Raw genomic sequence first — 20,036 nt, 5'->3', positions numbered from 1 at the left:
CGACCTCAACCGGAAAGGCTGTCCCATGTCCACACTCCTCGGTCTCTGCGGCTCTCTCCGGGCCGGATCGTTCAACCGCAAGCTGATGCACGAAGCCGCGCGCCTTTATGGTACCCCCCTGACGGAGGCTGATCTGCGCCTGCCGCTCTATGACGGCGATCTGGAACAGCGGGAGGGCATTCCCGCAGCCGTCACGCGACTGGCCGAACAGATCGCGGCGGCGGATGCGGTGCTCGTGGCGACACCGGAATACAACAAGGCCCTGTCAGGCGTGATGAAGAACGCGCTCGACTGGATCAGCCGGACGCCGGGGACGCCGTGGTTGGGCAAGCCTGTCGCCGTGATGTCGGCCACGGGCGGCCGCACCGGGGGTGAACGCGCCCAGAGCAGCCTGCGCGCCTGCATGTTGCCCTTTCGCGCCGATATCGTGCCCGGCCCCGAAATCCTCGTCGCCGCCGCCGCAAAGCAGTTCGACGAAGAAGGCCGCCTGATGAACGAGATGAACCTCAAGGCCCTGACCGAAGTGATGGATCAGCTTCGGTCGCGCGCCGGGGCCGCCGGTTAGGCCGGGTTCGACACCTCGATCAGGTTTCCGTCCGGGTCACGCAGATAGATCGACAGGATCGGCCCTGTCGCCCCCGTGCGGGGCACCGGCCCTTCCTCGATCGTGACGCCCTCGTCGGCCAAGTGCGCGATCCAGTCGGACAGGGGATCGTCGGACAGGAAACACAGGTCGGCCGTCCCGCTGCCGGGCTGGCGCGCGTGGGGCCGAAACTCTGCCCCGGCCTGGTGAAGGTTGATCTTCTGCCGACCGAAGGTCACCGCCAGACGGGTGCTTCCGTCGGCGGGATGAAAGGTTTCGGCCACGCACCCGAGGATGCGGGCGTACCACGCGGCGGTGGCCTGCGGGTCGGCCACGGTCAGGACCAGATGGTCGAGAGCTGTTATATGCATCTTGCGCCCCCCGCACCGCCGGTCGAAACTGCTGTCATGTCACAACCCCACGCGCAGACCGTCAAGGATGTCATGGATCCGGCCCGTGCCGAGGCCTGTGCCGCCGTTCTGGACCGCCCCGCCCCGACAGATACGTTGCCGCCCTTCTGGCATCACCTGCATTTCTGGGATGTGCAAAGCGGAACGCGCCTCGGACGGGACGGGCACGTGGCGCGCGGGGTGGGGATGATCCCGGACCTTGGCCTGCCACGACGCATGTGGGCCGGCGGACATGTGGAATTCATGTCCCCCCTTTCATTCGGTCAGGTGGCGACGCGGCGCACCACCCTGCGCGACATTCACCGCAAGACCGGGCGCAGCGGACCGCTGGCGCTCGTGACGCTGGTTCATGAGATCGGACAGGGTGACATCCTTCGCCTGCGCGAACGGCAGACGCTGGTCTACCGCGAGGATCCGTCACCGGACGCCCTCGAGCTCATCGTCCCCCCCGCGCCTGAGGCCGATGTAGAGGAAACCCGCATCTTCGACGCGCTGACCCTCATGCGCTATTCCGCACTGACGATGAACGCGCACCGTATCCACTGGGATGAAAGCTACGCCACCGGGGTCGAGGGGCACGCCGGGCTGGTCGTGCACGGCCCGCTGCTGGTCGAGGGGCTGATCGATCTTGCGACGCGGTACGTCGGGCCACTGGCGACGATCGACTATCGCGCCACGAGCCCCGCAATCGCAAACGAGACGTTGACCTTCTGCCTGCGCCACGGCGGTCCGACATCCCTGGCGACGGCGTTCGTGCGGGGTGCGGACGGGGGCCTGCGAATGACGGCAGAGGTGCGCCCCGCCTGACGGCGCGCACAACCGCCGGAAAACCCGCCGACGTCAGACGCCCGCCGCGACGATCGCATCGGCGAGCATCGGGACCGTCCGTTCGTTCAGGCCGGCAATGTTCATGCGGCTGTCGCCGACCATGTAGACACCGTGATCCCGCCGCATCGCCTCGACCTGTTCCGGGCTGGCCCCGAGGCGCGAGAACATGCCCCGATGCGCGGCCAGAAACCCGAACCGATCCGATCCGACCCGGTCGCGCAGGGCTGCGGCCAAGGCCTCGCGCAGGGTCAGCATGCCAAGGCGCACGTCCTCGAGCTCGGCCAGCCAATCGGCGCGCAGGGCATCGTCGGTCAGGATCATCGTGACGACGCGCGCCCCGTGATCTGGCGGAAAACTGAAGTTCAGGCGGTTCAGCGTCGCCATTGCCCCTTGCGTGACGGCCAATCGCTCTGCCGATGGTGCGGCCGCCATCAACAGGCCGGTGCGTTCGCGGTAGATGCCGAAGTTCTTGGAACAGGACGCGGCGATGATCGCCTCCGGCACGGCGGCAATCATTGCCCGTGTGCCCGCCGCATCCGCCTCGACCCCGTCACCGAAGCCCTGGTAGGCGATATCGATGAAGGGCACGGCGCCCCGCCGTTCCAGCAGGGCCGCGACCTCGCCCCATTGGTCCAGCGTCAGGTTCGCGCCGGTCGGGTTGTGACAGCAGCCATGCAGGATCACCGCATCACCGGGCGCCACCCCTTCGAGGTCGGACATCATGCCGTCGAAATCCACACCGCCCGTCGCCGTGTCGAAGTAGCGATAGCTGCTGGAAGGCATCCCGAGGTAGTCGATGATCGCGGGATGGTTCGGCCAGGTCGGGTTCGACAGCCAGACCGTCGCCTCCGGCGCGGCCATGCGGATCAATTCCAACCCCTGCCGGATCGCGCCGGTGCCGCCGGGCGTGGCGACGGCGGCCAGACGGTCCCTTGGCCGGTCCTCGCCCAGAACGAGGGTCGAGAGGGCATCGGCAAAGGCCGGATCACCCGCAAGGCCGGTATAAACCTTGGTGTCCTGCGTCTCCACCAGCTGCCGCTCCGCCGCCTTGACGGCGCGCATCACGGGCGTCAGCCCCGTCGCATCCTTGTAGACGCCGACGCCGAGGTCGATCTTGTCCGCGCGTGTATCCTGCTTGAACGCTGCCATCAGGGCGAGGATCTTGTCGGGGGCTTGCGGGGTCAGGGCGGTCAGCATCAGGCGTCTCCGGTGGCGACCTTGAGGTCGGGATACATGCCCCATTCAGCCCAGGAGCCGTCATAGAGCGCATGATCGCCCTGCCCCATGCGGGTCAGGGCGAGGTTCAGGATCGCGGCCGTCACGCCCGATCCGCAGGTGGTGATGACAGGGCGATCGGGGTCGACACCGGCGGCGGCAAAGGCGGCGCGCAGGCCATCGGCATCCTTCATCGTGCCATCCGGGTTCAGAACCTCGCCGAACGGCAGGTTGCGCGACCCCGGGATGTGCCCGGCGCGCAGGCCGGGGCGCGGTTCCGCCACCTCGCCGCGAAACCGCGGCGCGGCGCGGGCATCGACGATCTGCGTCCGGCCCAGCTTGGACGTCTGCGCGACCTGCGTGACATCCCGCATCAGCTGCGGCTGTGGCGACACGGTCATGTGGCGGTCCTTGATCTGCGGCGGGGCATCGGTGACCGGGTGCCCCTCGGCCTGCCACTTGGGCAGACCACCGTCCAGCACCGCCGCCCTTTGTCCGAACAGCCTGAACAACCACCACAGCCGCGCCGCCGAGAACAGGCCCACACTGTCGTAGATGACGACCGTGTGCCCGTCGCCCACGCCGATCCGGCGCATCCGGGACATGAATTTCTCGACCGGGGGCGCCATGTGCGGCAGGGCGGATCTCCCGTCGCTGACATCGTCCAGTGCCACGAAGCGGGCACCGGGGATATGCGCCTTCTGGTATTCCTCGAAAGGATCGCGGCCCGTGTCCGGCATGTGCCAGGATGCGTCGAGGACGCGCAGATCGGGCGAGGTCAGGCGTGCCGCCAACCAGTCGGTCGACACCAGAATCGCGGGATCGTCCTGCACCTTGGGTGGGGTCTTCGGGCTCATGCCTGGGCCTCCTGTCTGGATAGTCTCTCGGCGAAGACGCCACGCCACGTCGGGTCCAGCGCGGACATGCCCGCCAGTGGCGCGATCTTTTCGATCGGGGCGTGGGGGTCGAACAGGGCCGCGGCCACCCGGCGCACCGTCCAATCGGGCAAGGGACGTTCCAGCAGGGTGATCGTACCGCCCGCCGCAACCGCGCCGGCTTCGACGACGCGCAGGTACCATCCCGTGCGCAGTGTCCTGCGCACCTGCCATGCAAGCCTGTCATCGCCCGCATGTGCCGACAGCTTCCAGCAGGGTTGCCGCCCCTGACTGACCACGACCCGCGCGCTGCCCATCCGCAGCACGTCCCCGATACAGACGTCCGCCTCCGTCCAGTTCGGCAACGAGATGTTCTCGCCGAAACCGCCGGGTGCAAAGACGGGGTTGTCGCCCAGGTCGCGACGCCACTCGGGGTAATGGGCGGCGGGATAGACATGTATGGCCTTTGCCACACCGCCATGGACCGACAGATCGGCCTGCGCATCGCCCACGAGGCCGGTCGCGCCGACGGCGACCGCGCCATCGCGGCGCGTCTTGGCAATTGCCGACGGCGGTTTGCCGGGCCAACGGTCACGGACCTGTCCGGTGAAAACGGCGGTGATACGATCCGAATCGGTCATGGCATCATCTCGCGGCGGGGCCCCGCGCCTTGGGCGGGGCGGCATCCCAAAGGGCTTAGACCCGCTGTCCGGCTTGTGCAACGGACGCGATAGGCCGTCGGGCGGTATCGGGGCGCAGGAACAGGGTTGCCTCGGCCCCGGTCGCGCCCTAAGACGCGGCCTTCACCGCGGGCGGACACCCTTGGAGGCCGCCCCACAATTCTGATTGGAGATATGACATGGCTAATGAGATTCCGGATCTCGTTGCGCATGCACGGACGGGGACAGGCAAGGGGGCCGCTCGTCAAGCACGCCGTGATGGCATGGTGCCGGGTGTGGTTTACGGTGGCGGTGCAGACCCGCTGGCGATCCAGATCCCGTTCAACGACCTGCTGAAGAAGCTGAAGGCCGGCCGCTTCCGCGCCACGCTCTGGAACCTGAAGGTCGAAGGCCAGGAAGACGTGCGCGTCATCTGCCGCGACGTTCAGCGTGACGTCGTCAAGGACCTGCCGACCCACCTGGACCTGATGCGCCTGCGCCGCACGTCCAAGGTCAACCTGTTCATCCCCGTGGTGTTCGAAGGTGTCGACGGTTCGCCCGGCGACAAGAAGGGCGGCGTCCTGACGACGGTCCGCACCGAGGTCGAACTGCGCGTGACCGCCGGCGACATTCCCGAGAGCATCACGGTCGATTGCTCGAAGATGGAAATCGGCGACACCGTCACCATTTCCGACGTCACCCTGCCCGAGGGCGCCAAGGCGGTGATCGAGCGTGACTTCGTTCTGGCCAACATGCAGGCCCCTTCGGGCCTCGCCTCGCAGGCGGACGATGACGAGGTCGAAGAGACCGTCGTGACCGAACAGAAGGCCGATACGGCCGAAGGCTGATCGCAATCGGCCGACAGGCCAACAGGAAAGGGCGCCGGACCATTGGTCCGGCGCCCTTTTTCGTTCGGGATGGGTCAAGGCACCCTGGCGGTCAGTTCACCGCCGCTCCGACGCCCCGCACAACCAGCTTTCCCGCCCCGACGCCCGTTTTCACAACGGTCTTCGTCGCGAAAAGGCCGGTGTCGACCGTGTTGTCGACGATCCGTTCAGCCGAACAGGCGGACAGCGTGATCATGGCCGCCGTCAACAGCAGCGCGGTTTTCTTCAAGGTCATGGCAGCATTCCTCAAACTTGGAACAGGACGTCCCGGCGGGGCGTGGGCGCAGCGGAAAGCCGCGCTTCGCCCGCTTTTTACCACTCCCTCATAAACAAGAAAAACGAATAGGAATTGTGTCTGAAACAACTATTCCTCATATTCGGCGGATGGACATCACCCTGATCCGCACCTTCGTGGCCGTCTCGGATACCGGCAGCTTTGTCGCCGCCTCTGCCCGGCTGTTCGTGACGCAATCGGCCGTCAGCCTGCGCATCCAGCGGTTGGAGGACACGCTGGGCCGGCCTTTGTTCACCCGCTCGAAGGCCGGGGTCGCATTGACGCCGGCTGGCCAATCCTTCGAGCGCTATGCCCTGAGCCTTCTGAAACTGTGGGAGGAGGCGCGTCAGCACGTCGCACTGCCCGACGGGTTCACCCGCGCGCTGAGCATCGGGGCGCAGTATTCGCTGTGGCCAAGGCTCGGCTATCGCTGGCTGGACAGGTTGCGCGCGGCGGATCCGGGTCTTGCCCTGCGCGCGGAGGTCGGGATGCCCGATCGCCTGACACGGTTCCTGATCGAGAGCGTCGTGCAGGCGGCCCTGACCTACATGCCGCAATCCCGGCCGGGCCTGACCGTCACGCCGGTGATGGAGGACGAGCTGATCCTCGTCGCCTCGTTCCCCGCGCAGGACCCCGAGGAGATCACCGACAGCTACGTCTACATGGACTGGGGGCCGGAGTTCAGCCAGGCCCACGCCACGGGCCTGCCGCATCTTTCGGGGCGGGGCCTGACCCTCGGCCTCGGCGCATTGGGGGCCGACTACGTGGCCAACCGCCGGGCCGCGGCCTATCTGCCCGCACGCGCGGCGCAAACGCATCTGGATGCGGGGCGTCTGCACCTCGTGCCGGACGCGCCGCGGTTCGCCTATCCGATCTGGTTGGTGATGCGCGACGACGTCGAGCCGGACCTGGCCGGACTGGCACGGGACAGCCTGTCGTTCGTGGCCGACCGCGCGGAAGCGGCGCAGGACGACGTGATCGCGGAACTCGCGCGGTTGAGCCACCAGGACGCGGTCGCCGTTCTGGGCGACCTGCCAGCCGTCGGCCCGAAGGACGACGACCGGGGCGCCCGCTGAGGGGGATGCGAGGGGACCAGTCCCCTCGCGCTCCCCAGCGCAAGGGGGCCGTGAGCCCCCTTGCGGAACCCCGGCGCCCCCCTCCCCGTCACCGCTCAGGTCTTCGGGCGGCCACCGGCAGCGGCGTAGGCCATGTCGATCACACGTTGCGTCCCCGCCGCATCCTCGAGCGTCCATGGGAACGCCGCCTCGCCGCGGATGGCCGCGCCGAACGCCTCCACCTGCGTGACGTATTGATTGAGGCCCGGCCAGCTGCGCCTGTGGGTGATCCCGTCACGTCCGCGCCATTCCACGACGGCTTCACCGAACTTGGCGGCGTTGAAGGGGGTCAGCAGCCGGATCAGGCCGGCATCCCCGTGGAACAGCATGAACTGTTCCGGCAGCAGCCGCATGGAGTTGACCCAATGCGCCGTGAAGCCGGGGAAGCGCGCCGATACGCGGGCAAGCACGTCGCAGCCTTCCTCCCACTCGATATCCGCGTGGGTGATCGCCTCCGGCTCCGCTCCGGTGGCCCAGCGGGTGCAGCCGTAGGTATAGACCCCGATGTCCGGCAACGCCCCGCCCCCCGTCGCCGCGGCGTTCCGGATGTTGCCCGGATCGCCGGAATTGTCGTAGGTGAACACCCCCTCGACATGACGAAGGGTTCCGACCGCTCCCTCGGCGAGAAGCTGCCGCACGAAGGCCCATTGGGGATGGTGGACGATCATGTAGGCCTCGGCGGCCTGCAATCCGGTCGCATCGCGGGCGGCGATCAGGGGCGCGATATCCGCTTCGGTCATGGCAAGCGGTTTTTCCACCAGAACGTGCTTGCCAGCCTCCAGCGCCTTGACGCCCCAAGGGACATGCATCGTATGCGGCAAGGGCACGTAGACGGCGTCGATCTCGGGATCGGCAAGCAGCGCCTCATAGCTGTCGTGCACGGTCAGGCCCGGCGCGAAGGCGGCAAAGGGCGCCGCCTTTTCCGGCGACCGCGTGGCCAGCGCCGCCAGACTGTGACCCGAGGCCGCGTGGATCGCGGGGGCCATCGAGTTGCGTGCAAAGTTGGAGGCGCCGAGCACGCCCCACCGGATTGCCTTGGTCATGCCGTCTCTCCTCCTGGTGGTCGATTTCGCCGCACCTTCCGGTGAGGGGGGCAAGGCGTCAAGCCGGAACCCCGCGCGGGATCGCCCTTGCCCCACACGCAAGGTCGGCTAGGCTCCTGCGCATGTCCGATCCACGCCCGACGCGCATCCTGTTCAGACGACTGGCAATTCTTGCCGGGTTCGTCGCTGTGCTCTGGCTTGTGCAGACGGTCAACTGGGCCACGGGCTACAGCCTGAACCCGGCGTTCGGCCTGATCCCGCGCCATGCGGCAGGTCTCGATGGAATTGCGGGGATGCCGCTGTTGCACGGGGGCTTCGCGCATCTTGCGTCGAACACACCGCCACTACTTATAATGGGCGCGCTGCTTGCCCTGACGGCGACCCGAGCCCTGTTCACCGTCAATGCAATCATCATCCTGCTGGGCGGGGCGTTGGTCTGGCTTTTCGGCAGCTCCGCGATCCACGTCGGCGCCTCGGGCCTCGTGTTCGGATGGTTCGGGTTCCTTGTCACGCGCGGATTGGTGGACCGGTCGCCCGTGACGCTGGCCGCGGCGCTGGTGGTGGGGGTGCTTTACGGCGCGATGATCTGGGGCGTGTTGCCGGGGCAACCGGGCGTCTCGTGGGAGGCGCATCTGTTCGGCGCGGTGGCCGGAGCGGCAGCGGCGATCGCGATCCGCACCCATGTCCATGCCCCGCGCACGCGCGCGGTGGACCGGCGGTAGACGGCCACAGACCACCGTCTCCGCCCCTGCCTGCCCGCAGGCTGCCTGACAGCGCGATGGCGCCCGCGACGCCTGCCGGATCGACGACCACAACCACCTTTACGACCGAGCCGGAGGGCATCCTGCCCGTGTCACCCGTGGCCGCGGCGATCAGGTATCGTCCTCGTCCTGTCGCGTCCGGGCATGGCGCCTGAGCTGGATATGGAAGGCGAGCCAGACCGCGACCGACAGGACAGCGATGCCGCCCCATATCCACGGGGCAAGCGCGGTCTCGAACCCGCGTCCGGTGGTCGCGCCGTCGAACACGACGCGGCCCTCAGATCCCGTCGATGCAAACGTATTTCGTCTCGAGGTAGTCCTCCAGGCCCTGCGACCCGCCTTCCTTGCCCAGACCGCTTTCCTTGACGCCCCCGAAAGGCGCCTCGACCGTGGTGATCAGGCCCGAATTGATGCCGATCATCCCGTATTGCAGCCCCTCGTTCAGGCGGAAGGCCCGGCCGAGGTCGCGCGTATAGGCATAGCAGGCGAGGCCATAGACGGTATCGTTGGCCATCTCGATCGCCTCTTCCTCGGTGTCGAACCTGAAGACCGGGGCAAGGGGGCCGAAGATTTCCTCGGTCGCGAACTTCATGTCCTGCGTGGCGCCCGTGATGACGGTCGGCTGGAAGAACGTGCCGCCGTTGCCGTGCCGCGCGCCGCCCGTCGCGATCTGACCGCCCTTGTCGGTCGCGTCGGCGACGAACTCCTCGACCTTCTCGACGGCGGCCATCTCGATCATCGGGCCCTGTTCCACGCCGTCCGCGCGCCCGTCCCCGACCTTCAGGGCCTCGGTCTTCTCGACCAGCTTGGCGACGAAGGCGTCGTGGATGCCCGACTGGACATAGATCCGGTTGGCGCAGACGCAGGTCTGCCCGGCGTTGCGGAACTTGGACACCATCGCCCCCTCGACCGCCGCGTCCAGATCGGCGTCGTCGAACACCACGAAGGGCGCGTTGCCGCCCAGCTCCATCGAGACTTTCTTGACCGTGTCGGCCGCCCCGCGCATCAGCTCCTTCCCGACTTCGGTAGAGCCGGTGAAGGTGATCTTGCGCACCTCGAAGGCGTCCATCATCGCGCCCGCGATCTCGCTTGCGGAACCGGTCACGACGTTCATGACGCCCTTGGGATAGCCGACCTCCTCGCACAGCGCGCCCCAGGCGAGGCCCGAATAGGGCGTCATCGTCGCGGGCTTGGCCACCACGGTGCAACCGACGGCCAGTGCGGGCGCGACCTTGCGCGCCAGCATGGACGACGGGAAGTTCCATGGCGTGATCATGCCCACCACGCCGATGGCGTGCTTGGTTACAAGGATGCGGCGGCCGTTCACCCCGGCGGGCACGATCTCGCCCTTGGCGCGGCGCGCCTCCTCGGCGAACCAGCGGACGTATTGCGCGCCGATGGCGATCTCGCCCATGGACTCGGCCATCGGCTTGCCCATCTCGACGGTCAGCAGTTCGGCAAGGTCGCGCTGATTGTCCATCAGGGCATCGTGCAGCTTCCACAGCAGATTGCACCGCTCCATCAGGGGCATGTCGCGAAAGCCGGGGAAGGCCGCGCTGGCGGCGGCGATCGCGCGCTCCGTCTCGGCCCGTCCGCCCTTGGGGACGGTGCCGATGACCGACCCGTCCACCGGGTTCGTCACGTCGATGGTGGCGCCGCCGTCGGCGCCGACCCAATCACCGCCAATCAGGTTCGCCTGCTTCATCCAGTCCTGGAACGCCATGGTCTATCCTTTCGAAAATCGGAACGTGCTGACCTGCTCATAGGTCTGGCCGGGGCGCAGCACGGTGTCGGGGAAGTCATCGTGGTTCGGCCCGTCGGGCCAGGCCTGCGGCTCCAGCGCGACGCCGGAATGGGCGCCATAGCGCCGCCCGTCGAGGCCGGGCACCTCGGTCGCGAGCTTGGAGGCATCGTAGACCTGCAACCCGGCTTCGGTGGTTGCGATCGTCATCGTCACCCCGGAGGTGCGCGAGGTCAACGTCGCCACGTCGCGCAGGGGCACCTGTCCGTCGGACAGGCACAGGTTGTGGTCCAGCAGACCGGGCTGTGCCAGCGCGCGGCCGCGACGGAAATCGAAGGCGGTGCCGTCGACGGGCACGACGCCCGTGGGGATCATCCCGTCGTCGACGGGCGTGTAGCGGTCGGCGCCCGGCACCGTCAGGACGTGATCCGCAACGGTCCCGCTGTCGTCGAGGATCCAGTAGGAGTGATGCGCGATGTTGCAGATCGTCGGGGCATCCGTCGTGGCCACATACCGCACCTGCAACGTCGCTTCGGGCGCGCAGGTAAAGATCGCCGTCAGGCGCATCCTGCCGGGATAGCCCATCTCCCCGTCTGGCAACGTGATCTCGAACCGGATCGTGTCGGGGGTGACGTCGACGACATCCCAGACCCGTTTGCCCGTCCCCCCCGACCCGCCGTGCAGGTGATGACGGGCCTGAAAGTTGCGGTCGAGTTGATGCCTTTGCCCATCCAGCGTGAACTGCCCCTCGCCAATGCGGTTGGCATAGCGCCCGGCGGTGGCACCCATGTAATTCGAATGCTGCGGGTAGTGATCCAGATCCGCAAGGCCAAGAACCAGCGGCGCGTCGTGCCCGTCGAGGCGCAGGTCGTGCAGGATCGCCCCCATGTCGGTGAAGGTCGCGGTCAGGCCGTGGCCCTGAATGGTGTATGTCGGTCGCATGATCTTGTCCTACTCCAGCCCCAGATGCGCCGCCACCCGGCGGGCGGTCATCTCGGAGACGCGGGTATTGGCCTCGGCGGTCACGCCACCGATATGCGGCGTCAGGATCAGGTTCGGCACATCGGCGAAAGGGTGATCCGGGGTCAGCGGCTCCTGCGCGAACGTATCCAGCGCCGCGCCCCCCAGATGACCGGTTCGCAGGGCATCGCAGACCGCGCCCTCGTCGACGACCCCGCCCCGCGCGGCGTTGACGAGGATGGCACCGGGCCCCATGGCGGAAAGGGCCGCGGCATCGATCAGGTTCCGGGTCTCGTCCGTCAGGGGAACATGCAGGGACAGGACATCGGCCGCCGCCAGCACCTCGGGGATGGTGGCGGACCGCGCGCCGTCGAAATCGCGCGCATAGGGATCGGCGGCCACGACCTCCATCCCGAGGGCACGTCCAAGCCGACCGGTCGCGCGCGCGATCTCTCCGTAGCCGATGAGGCCAAGGGTCTTGCCCGCGATTTCCCGCCCCTGCCCGGCCCTGGCGCGCGGCCAGTTGCCCGCCTCCATCTCAGGGCGCAGCATGTAGGCCCCGCGCAGCAGGACGGCCGCCGTGGTGATCACGTATTCGGCCACCGACAGGGTGTTCGCGCCGGTCGCTGGATAGACCTCGATCCCGCGCGTGGCACATCCCTCCATGTCGATGTTGTCGAGGCCGACGCCCAGCCGCCCCACGCAGGTAAACCCCGCATCCAGAAGGTCACCACGCACCTGCGTGCGGTTGCGCACGATCAAGGCGCGCGCCCCCCGCACCGCCGCCATCAAATCGTCGGGCCGGTCCGGCAGGTCGGGGGCATAGGTCACATCAGCACGTGCGCGCAGCCAATCGACCCACGCCTCGTCCATGAATTCAGTAATCACGATCATAGCGATATTCCATGTGTTGCGAGGTGCCGGACCGATGCCCGGGACGTATCAGGATCGACATGCAGATCGGTCACGGACCCCGCCCCACCAGCGATATGGCCTGACCGGATCGCGCGGATTCCTCGGCCGCTTCGCCCACGAGGACGGACCAGTAGCCGTCGGCAAGCGAAACCTCGGGCGTGCCCTTGCCCCGGCGAACAAGGTCGAGGAAGCGTTCGTGTTGGTAGAAGGTGGAGCCGTGGTGGTCGCCGGCGATCAGCAGCTCGGCAGGCGTATGCACGACCTCCCGCACCTCCTGCTTGAGGGCACGGACGGAGGTGACGAATTCCGCCTCTCGCGGGGCGCCGTCGGGGGCGAAGCGCGCCGGTCCGGGGATCAGCGCATCGCAGCGGGCGCGCGGTCCGGTAACGGCCACGAACTCCTGCCAATGCGATCCTTCGGCGAACATGCACAGGTCCAGCATACCGCGCGTGCCATTCTCGAAATCGACGATGACATAGGCGTTGTCCACGATGTCGGGAATGCCGCCCGCATAGCGTTCGTCGCGGTGGTTCACGTCGACGCCCGCACTGGCGTAGACGCGCACGGGATCGGATTTCAGCACAAGGCGCATCAGATCCCAGAAATGACAGCACTTCTCGACCAGCGTGCCGCCTGTGCGTGCGTTGAAACGGTTCCAGTCATCGACCTTGGGCAGAAACGGAAAGCGGTGCTCGCGGATCGAGACCATGCGCGGGTCGCCCACCGCCCCCTGATCGATTGCCTGCAACAACCGCTGGATCGGCGGCATGTAGCGGTATTCCATCGCGACCCAGATCGGCGCCGCCCGCCCCCGGGCGATCGACAGAAGATCCCGGCAGGCCGCCGTCGTGGTCGCCAGCGGCTTTTCCACGAGGATCGGCTTGTCCGTGGCCATCAACCGCTGGAGGAGTTCGGCATGCAAGTCGTTCGGCGCGGCGATCAGGTAGACGTCGCAGAGGTCGTCGCCGATCATCTCATCAGGGTCTGCATAGCCCTTCGCTTCAGTGGCGGTCGCCAGCGACAGCTGCCGCATCGTGTCATCGGGGTCGGCTACCGCGCTGACGGTCGCGCCCTGCAACAGATTGATGTTGCGGATATGCTCCTGCCCCATCATCCCCGCACCGATCAGGCCATAACGGATCATGCCGCCACCTCCGACGGGGACCCCAATTCCAGCACCGGAATGCCAAGGGTGGTGGCGACGCCGCGCAGCGCTTCGGCATGGTTGCCGTAGGCCAGCGCCATGTGATGCTCCAACCCGGTGGCCATGACGTCGGCGCAGACGGCCCCCGCTCCATGGTCGAAGCGCACGACGCCCGAGGTGCCGGTAAACGCCATCGGACGGTCCAGCACCTCGCCCGTGGCGATGACGATCTGCGGCCTGCCATAGGCTTGGCTGAGGCGGAACAGGGTGATGCGACCGGGTTTGAGCGGGAATTCCAGCAACAGCGCCTGTTTGCGGTTGGTGTGGACGGTGGCGTCAGGGGCTTTGGCCGCCATCGACGCGGGCGCCTGCCCGCAGTGCCAGACGACGCCGGTGTCGTCGTCCATATCCACGAGGTCGGCCAGGAACACGGGCGCATCCGCGACGTCCTGCAGGATGGCCTGCGTGACGGCGCCGTAGACATCCGCCTCGCAGGCGCAGGGCGTCCGCGCCTCGCCCAGCATCGACACGGGCCCGCAGACCGCGCCACCGTATTCCGTGAAGGTTTCGGGCCAGCAGCGGATTGCCATCGCGTCGAACCGGTGTTCGGCCCGCAACTGGTCTAGCGCGCCGGCCAGGCGGAGGGAGCGATCGAGCTCCCCCTCATCCAACGTATCGATCCCGCCCAATTGCGCGGCCTTTGCGGCGTAGGGGATGACATCCGCCGATGGCAGGTCGCGGGCCCGGTCGAACAGGTCCGGCAACTCCAGCTCGGTCACCTTTGCGCCGATCAGATCCTTCAGGGCGGCGCGGTCATAATCGCAGGTATCGAACCCGTCAGGCCGCGCACCGATGCGGGCGATGGACAGGTCCCGGCGGATGGGCGTGGCCGCAGCCGTCGACGGTGCGCCACGGCGGGGCGCGACAGGATCGCCCGACAGCAGGGCCTCCAGATCGATGGCGTCCCCATAGGCCCAGGTAAAGGGGCGGTCGTTCAGCCCAAGCGCATGGGACAGCAGGTTCAATCCGCAGAATGCGTTGAGGCGCAGGCGTCCACCGGTTCGCGGCTCTGGCACGGCCCAGACGGCGACGGGGCCGCCGAAACCCACGGCGGCGCGGGTCGCGAAGGCGGCATCGGTGAAGGTGACTTGAAGGATCAGCAGGACATCGGCCGGGGCGACCGCGGCCAGCGCCTCCTCGTCGGCCTGCATCAACAGGGCGCGCGGCCCGATCACCTCGTGACCGCTGGCATCCAGTTGGGCCAGCATCGCGGCCAGCTTCTCCTCGGCGAACGCCACGTCGAAGGTGGGCCGGGCGAGGGGCAGGATCCCGACGCGCATCACATGTCCCCGTAGGTGTGCCGGAAATCGGCGGTCGGATCGAGGAAGGCAAGGCCATCGCCACCATAGACCTCATGGGCGTGCCACGGCGTCGCGCGCGCGTCGGTCAGGGCGTTCAACTCCTGCATGTAGGGGACCGAATCCTCGACCAGCCCTGCGCGCATCGCGTCCATGTCGGGCCACCGCCCGAAAGCATCCAGCCAGATCGCCCGCCCGGCCAGATACCCGGACGCCCCGGCCCCGTAGGCATATTCCAGAACCGATCTGAAATCGGCCTTGCCGGCCCCGGCAGACAGCATCACCCAAGGCCGCCCGGCGAGGCGCCCCATCTCGTCGAACAGGGCCTGGATGTCGCCGTCGCCCGCCGTGATCCCCTTGGCGGGCACCGGGCTTTCGAGCTTGAAGACATCGACGCCGTAGTCGGCGCCCGCGAAGGCCTCGACCGAGGCCAGGACGTGGTCGGCGTGCTTGGTCGCCATCTCGGTATATTCGGAGGTCTGCTCGGTGTCGGATTCGATCGGATGCACCAGAAGTTCGAACAGGAACGGAATGTCGTGGCGGGCGCAAAGGTCGCCCGTGCGCTTGACGAAATCCTCCTGCGCGCGGCGCACCTCCTCCGAGATGTCGGGCCGATACCATGCCAGCACCTTGACCGCATCGCCGCCCATCCGCTTGATCTTGCCGACACTCCAATCGTCGATCTCGGATGAAAACCGACCCTGCCCCGTCTCGCGGAACAGGCTGTCCTCCAGCGTCACGATAAGGCCCTTGCGCACGTCGAACCCGCGCCAGCCGTGGGGGATGGCGTAATGCGGGTCCAGCAGCATCGCGGTGGAGGTCGGTTGCAACGCCTCCATCAGCGCCGTCTTGACCTCGGCCACCTTGTCCCACGGGGCCTCGCCGCCATGGGCCTCCGCGATCGGCCCCTTGATCGGCGGGCGCTGGTCCACGGCCGTCATCTTGAACAGGCCCGCGTCGTCGGACATGCGCCGGAAGCCAAGCTGCTTGCCGGGGGTGAGGGGCCCCGATGTGGGTGTAGCGGTCATGTCGTCTCCAGTTCGGATATCTCGGGATAGGCGGACCACCCGCCCGCGCGCGTGCATTTCAATGCGGCGGCCCGGTTGGCGAAGGTCGATGCGGTGATCAGATCGGCGCCCCGTCCCAGCGCCAGCGTGAAGGCCCCGTGCCACAGGTCACCGGCGCCCAGCGTGTCGACGGGCGTGACGGCGGGTGCCTCGATATGCGGGCCGTCGGCCCAGAACACACCGTGCGGGCCGTCGGTATAGGCGACCTGCCCCGGCAGGCGCGCGGCGGCATCGGCAAGGGCCGCGGGCAAGGCGTCGATCCCGGTGAAATCGCGCAGGCCGGGGGCGCTGAACACGACGTGGCTGGCCAGCGCGGCCAGCGGTTCGGGCGTATATTTCTCACCATCCAGCACACCGGGTCGCCCGGCATCGCGCGCGGCACTCAAGACGGCGCACGTCGCCTCGGGCCAGCGGCAATCGGCCAGCGTGGCGTCAGCCTCCGGCACGGGCGGCGGATCGGTGGGCAGGTCGGCACCGGGGAAATTGACGATCATCCGCTCTCCGGTCCGGTCGACCATGATCGACGACAGGGGCGTGCGCCCGCCGCGCGCGAAGGCCGGGCGGATCGCCTGCGCGGTCAGCATCGCGGTCAGCTCATCACCCGCCGCATCCGCCCCGATCCGCGTCATCAGGGTGACATCGGCACCCAGTCGCGCGGCACCGACGGCGGCATTGGCCGCACATCCGCCGCCGATCCGTTCGAACGCGGTCGACCGATGCTTGCCCTCGCCGACGGGGATCGCCTCGACCCGGTGGACGTAATCCATCACCGCGATGCCACAGACCAGAAGACGCGTCATCGCTCCACCTCCAGCCCGCTGGGCACCGCGTCGGGCACGCCGAGGCGGCCATAGCGGCTCTCTCCCCCCTCCAGCGCCTGCAGGAAGGCTACGAGATCCGCGACATCCCCGTCGGACAGGGCAACCGGCCGAATATCGACCGCCTGTCGCACCCGCGCCATCTCGCGCGTGTCGCTCTGGATGACGAAATCGATGGAGCCGAGCCAATCGGCGGCTGGCAGGCGCGCAAGGTCCGGCGTCCAACTGTCCAGCGCGGCGACAGGGTCCGCATGATGACGGATGATCCCCGACAGCGTCGGATAGGCCCCGTTATGCCCCCACGGTCCCGTCAACGTGACATTGCGCAGGGACGGGGTGCGAAAGCGGTAGGCATCCTCCAGATCGTCCGTCTCGGCCATGCGGCCCACGTCGCGGGGGATCGGGTCGAACCGCCGCGTGCGACCGGGGCCGAATGGCGGCAGGGCCAGCGCATGAAACCCGTGATCCGTGAACAGGGGCCCGCCGTGACAGCTGGCACAATTGCCGCGTCCGAAGAACAGGGCGCGCCCCCGGTCCTGCGCAGGTGTCAGCGTGCCCTGCCCCGCCTGCCACAGGTCATACGGGCTGTCGAAGGAGCGCCATTCGCTGTTCATGAAATCGGCCAGCGCGATGGCTATATGGCCGATCTCCACATCCTCGGGCGAGCGCAGATCGAAGGCTTCGGCCAAGGCCGTGCCATAGGCCGGGATCGTGCGCACCCGCTTGGCAAGGATCGGCCAGCCGAGGTCGATGCGGTCCTGCACGGCGCCGATCACCTCGTTCTCGCCGGTGTTGCCCGCCATCTCGAACTGCGCGGTCAGGGGGAACAGCGCCTGCACCGCCAGAAGGTTCGGCAATCCCCGCGGCAGCCATTCCTCGGCGGGCGTGACATAGCCGGTGCCATAGTCGCCCCCGACGCTGACGCGCCCGTCGTGAAAGAAGGTCTCGAACTCCACCGCGCCGATGTTCCACAGCCCCGGCGCATTGCGCGGCACCCGCTTGCGGATGGCGTCCGCCCCCGCGCCCGCCGTGCGCCGCGTGCCGATCCCGCGCCCGCCCTCCCCGATCCCGAGGCTCAGGCCATCGGCCGAGAACGTGTCGTGGTGGTGGCAGGTGGCGCAGCTGATGTTGCGGTTGCCCGACAGGATCGGATCGTAGAACAGCAGTTGCCCGATCGCGGCCCGCGCCTCGTCGAACGGATGAAAGTCGGGCTGTTCCGCCTTGGCAGCCACGGGCGCAACCGCCATGCTCACGGCCAGGAGGAGATGATGAAATACCTTGCGATCCTGGCACTTGCCGCCACCCCCGCGCTGGCCGACATCGAAGACGGCCGCGACCTGATGGAAGCGGGGCGCTTCGCGGAAGCCCTGGAGGCGTTCTGGCCCGCCGCCCGTTCCGGCAACGCGGACGCGGAGGAGTTGATCGGCGTGATGTATGCCCTGGGCCTCGGCGTCGAGCGTGACCCCATCCGCGCCTTCGACTGGTATCTGCGGTCCGCGATGAAGGGGCATCCGGGCGCGCAATCCGGCGTCGGCTGGTATTACGAGGTCGGTATCGGGATGCCCGCCCCCGACCTGATCCGCGCCTACATGTGGTATGCCCTGTCCGCCATCGGCGGCGACCCCGACGCGGCGATCAGTCAGGAGGAGGTCATCAAGAAGATGACGGAGGAGGAGATCGCCAAGGCGCACGAGATGATCGCGGACTACCGCGTGTGGATGTACCCATTCCGGTGATGCGGGCATTAACATGCCCTTCAGACGTTGGCGGTAGGTCGGACGTGTCCTGATGTCGCCCGAGGCACGAACATGCCGCCGAACCACCCGTTCAAGAAGTCCAAGCAGCCCGAAACGCTTGCCGAGGTTTATCGAATCTGCCTGTTCGACCTCGAAGGACATGTGGTGACCGTCCTGTCGGAGGCTTTGGGTGTCGAACGTGCCGACGTCCCCGCCAATCTGATCGAGATGAGCCTTTCGCGGATCGAGGAATGCTTCCGCGACCCCGAATCCGACGCCTGCCTTGCGGCGCGGCGCCAAGTTGCGCACGACATGTCGGCGCGCGGCCTGACGTTCGATGTCTTCGCGCAGGATCATCAACGGCTCCAGACGCTCATGCTGGGATCGCTGCTGCAACGGACATCGTGGTTTCTGGGGCTGGGGGCCACGGGCGCGCATTCGTTCCTGCGAGCGATGAACGCGGATCTGATGGGCGTTCTGCGCGCCTTCGACGAGTTGGAGGCCGAAGCGGCGGCGCGCAAGCGGTCAGCCCTCGAATCGCAACTGAGCGGATCGTTGAACGCGGTTCTGCGCGGCGCACGCGAAGGCGACCTGTCCCACAGGGTCGAAACCGATTTCGACGACCCGGCCCTTGCCGCCATCGGGGCCGAACTCAACAGCCTCATGGAAACCCTCGGCACGGGCCTGAAGTCCGCGATGGTGGCGCTCGACGATCTGGCGCAGGGACGTCTCGGGGCACGGATGCATGGGACATTTGCGGGCGACTTCGCGGCCCTGCAGACGAACATCGCCATTTCCGTGGATGCCATGGCCGACCTGCTGACCCGCATCAGCAAGGCGGCGCAGGACATCTCGACGATGGCCGAAGCCGTGGACGGCGAGGCAACGCACCTGGCCGAGCGTGCCACGGTATCACGCGAGAACATTGCCGTCCTGACGGATCGTGCCGGTGGGATGCGGGATGCGCTGGATGGCAATCGCGCCGCCGCCGGCGAGGCGCAGACCGCCCTCGACGGCATCAGCGCCGAGGTCCGGGAGGCCGTCGAGGGCATTGCACGTATCGCCGCCACCATGTCCGAGATCGAAGAGGGAAGCACGGCCGTCCAGCGGATCGCGGAACTGATCGATACGATAGCGCACCAGACCCATCTTCTGTCGCTGAACGCCGCCGTCGAAGCCGCGCGCGCAGGCGAGGCGGGGCGCGGCTTTGCCGTCGTCGCGACCGAGGTGCGGGCCCTTGCGACCAAGGTCACGGCAGGCGCGGCCGATATCCGCCAACTGGCCGCCGACAATGCCAGCCGCGTCGCCGCGGGCCAAAGCAGCACCGCCACGACCCATGACATCCTGACCCGGCTGACCACGGGCATGGACGGCATGCGACGGGTATTCGACACGATCATCGACGCCAACGAAACACAGGCCCGCAGGTTCGATCTGGTCGAGACGACGGTCGCCGCGTTGTCAGGAATGGTGGAGCGCAATGTCGAGGCTTCCAAAACGGGGGTCAGGGTTTCACGCGATCTGGCCGGGGCAACACTCAGCCTGACAGACCTTGTCGCGAGTTTCGAAATCCCGGCGGCGGACGAAGACGCGGCATCCGCGCCGTCGACGGGGACGCAGGGCGTGCGGGTCGCGTGACCCCGCCGG

Annotated in this window: 22 protein-coding genes; 7 read left to right on the top strand and 15 right to left on the bottom strand. The window is 67.7% G+C overall.

Annotated elements, in window-relative coordinates:
- Window positions 1–25 precede the first annotated feature (25 nt).
- Window positions 26–565 carry an NADPH-dependent FMN reductase gene (locus V6N07_RS11905; protein WP_371156522.1) on the top strand — a complete coding sequence of 180 codons (540 nt, stop codon included), beginning with the start codon at window positions 26–28 and terminating at the stop codon, window positions 563–565.
- On the opposite strand, the gene V6N07_RS11900 is transcribed toward V6N07_RS11905, so the two are convergent.
- Window positions 562–954, bottom strand: a complete 393-nt coding sequence (locus tag V6N07_RS11900; protein ID WP_371156521.1) for a VOC family protein — start codon at window positions 952–954, stop codon at window positions 562–564. The two genes, V6N07_RS11905 and V6N07_RS11900, sit on opposite strands and share 4 nt — an antisense overlap.
- A 36-nt stretch (window positions 955–990) precedes the next feature.
- On the opposite strand from V6N07_RS11900, the gene V6N07_RS11895 reads away from it, so the two are divergent.
- Window positions 991–1,800, top strand: a complete 810-nt coding sequence (locus V6N07_RS11895; RefSeq protein ID WP_371156520.1) for an acyl dehydratase — start codon at window positions 991–993, stop codon at window positions 1,798–1,800.
- 33 nt (window positions 1,801–1,833) lie between these two features.
- Here V6N07_RS11895 and V6N07_RS11890 read toward each other — a convergent pair whose 3' ends face one another.
- From V6N07_RS11890 to V6N07_RS11880, 3 genes are read right to left on the bottom strand one after another with little or no spacing between them, the layout of a single operon-like run.
- Window positions 1,834–3,018, bottom strand: coding sequence for an aromatic amino acid transaminase (locus tag V6N07_RS11890; RefSeq protein ID WP_371156519.1), 1,185 nt, complete (start codon window positions 3,016–3,018; stop codon window positions 1,834–1,836).
- A complete protein-coding gene (sseA, locus tag V6N07_RS11885) occupies window positions 3,018–3,893 on the bottom strand; it encodes a 3-mercaptopyruvate sulfurtransferase (protein ID WP_371156518.1) in 876 nt (291 codons plus the stop codon). The genes V6N07_RS11890 and sseA overlap by 1 nt, the downstream gene beginning before the upstream one ends.
- Window positions 3,890–4,552: an MOSC domain-containing protein gene (locus tag V6N07_RS11880; protein WP_371156517.1), complete on the bottom strand. Its 663-nt coding sequence runs from the start codon at window positions 4,550–4,552 to the stop codon at window positions 3,890–3,892. The genes sseA and V6N07_RS11880 overlap by 4 nt, the downstream gene beginning before the upstream one ends.
- Window positions 4,553–4,770: 218 nt before the next feature.
- Between V6N07_RS11880 and V6N07_RS11875 the strand changes: the two genes are divergently transcribed.
- Complete coding sequence (locus V6N07_RS11875) at window positions 4,771–5,418, top strand: 50S ribosomal protein L25/general stress protein Ctc (RefSeq protein WP_371156516.1); 648 nt, start codon at window positions 4,771–4,773, stop codon at window positions 5,416–5,418.
- 91 nt (window positions 5,419–5,509) lie between these two features.
- Here the strand turns inward: V6N07_RS11875 and V6N07_RS11870 are convergent, their stop codons facing one another.
- Window positions 5,510–5,692 (bottom strand): hypothetical protein, encoded by a 183-nt coding sequence (locus V6N07_RS11870; RefSeq protein ID WP_371156515.1) that lies wholly within the window; start codon window positions 5,690–5,692, stop codon window positions 5,510–5,512.
- Window positions 5,693–5,841: 149 nt separating this feature from the next.
- Between V6N07_RS11870 and V6N07_RS11865 the strand changes: the two genes are divergently transcribed.
- Window positions 5,842–6,807 (top strand): LysR family transcriptional regulator, encoded by a 966-nt coding sequence (locus V6N07_RS11865; protein ID WP_371156514.1) that lies wholly within the window; start codon window positions 5,842–5,844, stop codon window positions 6,805–6,807.
- Between the two features lie 95 nt (window positions 6,808–6,902).
- Here the strand turns inward: V6N07_RS11865 and V6N07_RS11860 are convergent, their stop codons facing one another.
- A complete protein-coding gene (locus V6N07_RS11860; RefSeq protein WP_371156513.1) occupies window positions 6,903–7,889 on the bottom strand; it encodes a Gfo/Idh/MocA family protein in 987 nt (328 codons plus the stop codon).
- Between the two features lie 122 nt (window positions 7,890–8,011).
- On the opposite strand from V6N07_RS11860, the gene V6N07_RS11855 reads away from it, so the two are divergent.
- Window positions 8,012–8,611 carry a rhomboid family intramembrane serine protease gene (locus V6N07_RS11855; RefSeq protein WP_371156512.1) on the top strand — a complete coding sequence of 200 codons (600 nt, stop codon included), beginning with the start codon at window positions 8,012–8,014 and terminating at the stop codon, window positions 8,609–8,611.
- Window positions 8,612–8,761: 150 nt separating this feature from the next.
- Here V6N07_RS11855 and V6N07_RS11850 read toward each other — a convergent pair whose 3' ends face one another.
- The 9 genes from V6N07_RS11850 to V6N07_RS11810 form a co-directional block, all read right to left on the bottom strand.
- Window positions 8,762–8,917 carry a hypothetical protein gene (locus V6N07_RS11850; protein WP_371156511.1) on the bottom strand — a complete coding sequence of 52 codons (156 nt, stop codon included), beginning with the start codon at window positions 8,915–8,917 and terminating at the stop codon, window positions 8,762–8,764.
- A gap of 10 nt (window positions 8,918–8,927) precedes the next feature.
- On the bottom strand, window positions 8,928–10,373 hold the full coding sequence (locus V6N07_RS11845; protein WP_371156510.1) for an NAD-dependent succinate-semialdehyde dehydrogenase: 1,446 nt from the start codon (window positions 10,371–10,373) through the stop codon (window positions 8,928–8,930).
- Between the two features lie 3 nt (window positions 10,374–10,376).
- Window positions 10,377–11,333: an aldose epimerase family protein gene (locus tag V6N07_RS11840; protein ID WP_371156509.1), complete on the bottom strand. Its 957-nt coding sequence runs from the start codon at window positions 11,331–11,333 to the stop codon at window positions 10,377–10,379.
- 9 nt (window positions 11,334–11,342) lie between these two features.
- A complete protein-coding gene (locus V6N07_RS11835) occupies window positions 11,343–12,245 on the bottom strand; it encodes a hydroxyacid dehydrogenase (protein WP_371156508.1) in 903 nt (300 codons plus the stop codon).
- A gap of 70 nt (window positions 12,246–12,315) precedes the next feature.
- Window positions 12,316–13,410, bottom strand: a complete 1,095-nt coding sequence (locus tag V6N07_RS11830; RefSeq protein WP_371156507.1) for a Gfo/Idh/MocA family protein — start codon at window positions 13,408–13,410, stop codon at window positions 12,316–12,318.
- On the bottom strand, window positions 13,407–14,750 hold the full coding sequence (locus tag V6N07_RS11825; RefSeq protein WP_371156506.1) for an L-fucose/L-arabinose isomerase family protein: 1,344 nt from the start codon (window positions 14,748–14,750) through the stop codon (window positions 13,407–13,409). Before V6N07_RS11825 ends, V6N07_RS11830 begins: the two co-directional genes overlap by 4 nt.
- Window positions 14,750–15,796, bottom strand: coding sequence for a tagatose 1,6-diphosphate aldolase (locus V6N07_RS11820; RefSeq protein ID WP_371156505.1), 1,047 nt, complete (start codon window positions 15,794–15,796; stop codon window positions 14,750–14,752). The genes V6N07_RS11825 and V6N07_RS11820 overlap by 1 nt, the downstream gene beginning before the upstream one ends.
- Window positions 15,793–16,635, bottom strand: coding sequence for a PfkB family carbohydrate kinase (locus tag V6N07_RS11815; protein ID WP_371156504.1), 843 nt, complete (start codon window positions 16,633–16,635; stop codon window positions 15,793–15,795). Before V6N07_RS11815 ends, V6N07_RS11820 begins: the two co-directional genes overlap by 4 nt.
- Window positions 16,632–17,900, bottom strand: a complete 1,269-nt coding sequence (locus V6N07_RS11810) for a cytochrome-c peroxidase (RefSeq protein WP_371156816.1) — start codon at window positions 17,898–17,900, stop codon at window positions 16,632–16,634. Before V6N07_RS11810 ends, V6N07_RS11815 begins: the two co-directional genes overlap by 4 nt.
- A gap of 18 nt (window positions 17,901–17,918) precedes the next feature.
- On the opposite strand from V6N07_RS11810, the gene V6N07_RS11805 reads away from it, so the two are divergent.
- Entirely contained in the window at window positions 17,919–18,389 is a 471-nt protein-coding gene (locus tag V6N07_RS11805) for a tetratricopeptide repeat protein (protein ID WP_371156503.1), read from the top strand.
- A 72-nt stretch (window positions 18,390–18,461) separates the two neighbouring features.
- Complete coding sequence (locus tag V6N07_RS11800) at window positions 18,462–20,027, top strand: methyl-accepting chemotaxis protein (RefSeq protein ID WP_371156502.1); 1,566 nt, start codon at window positions 18,462–18,464, stop codon at window positions 20,025–20,027.
- Window positions 20,028–20,036 lie beyond the last annotated feature (9 nt).

It is taken from the genome of Jannaschia sp. 2305UL9-9, from assembly GCF_041403465.1.
GTDB lineage: Bacteria > Pseudomonadota > Alphaproteobacteria > Rhodobacterales > Rhodobacteraceae > Jannaschia.
The sequence above is the reverse complement of the archived record's forward strand: the minus strand, read 5'-3'. Positions and strand labels throughout refer to the sequence as shown.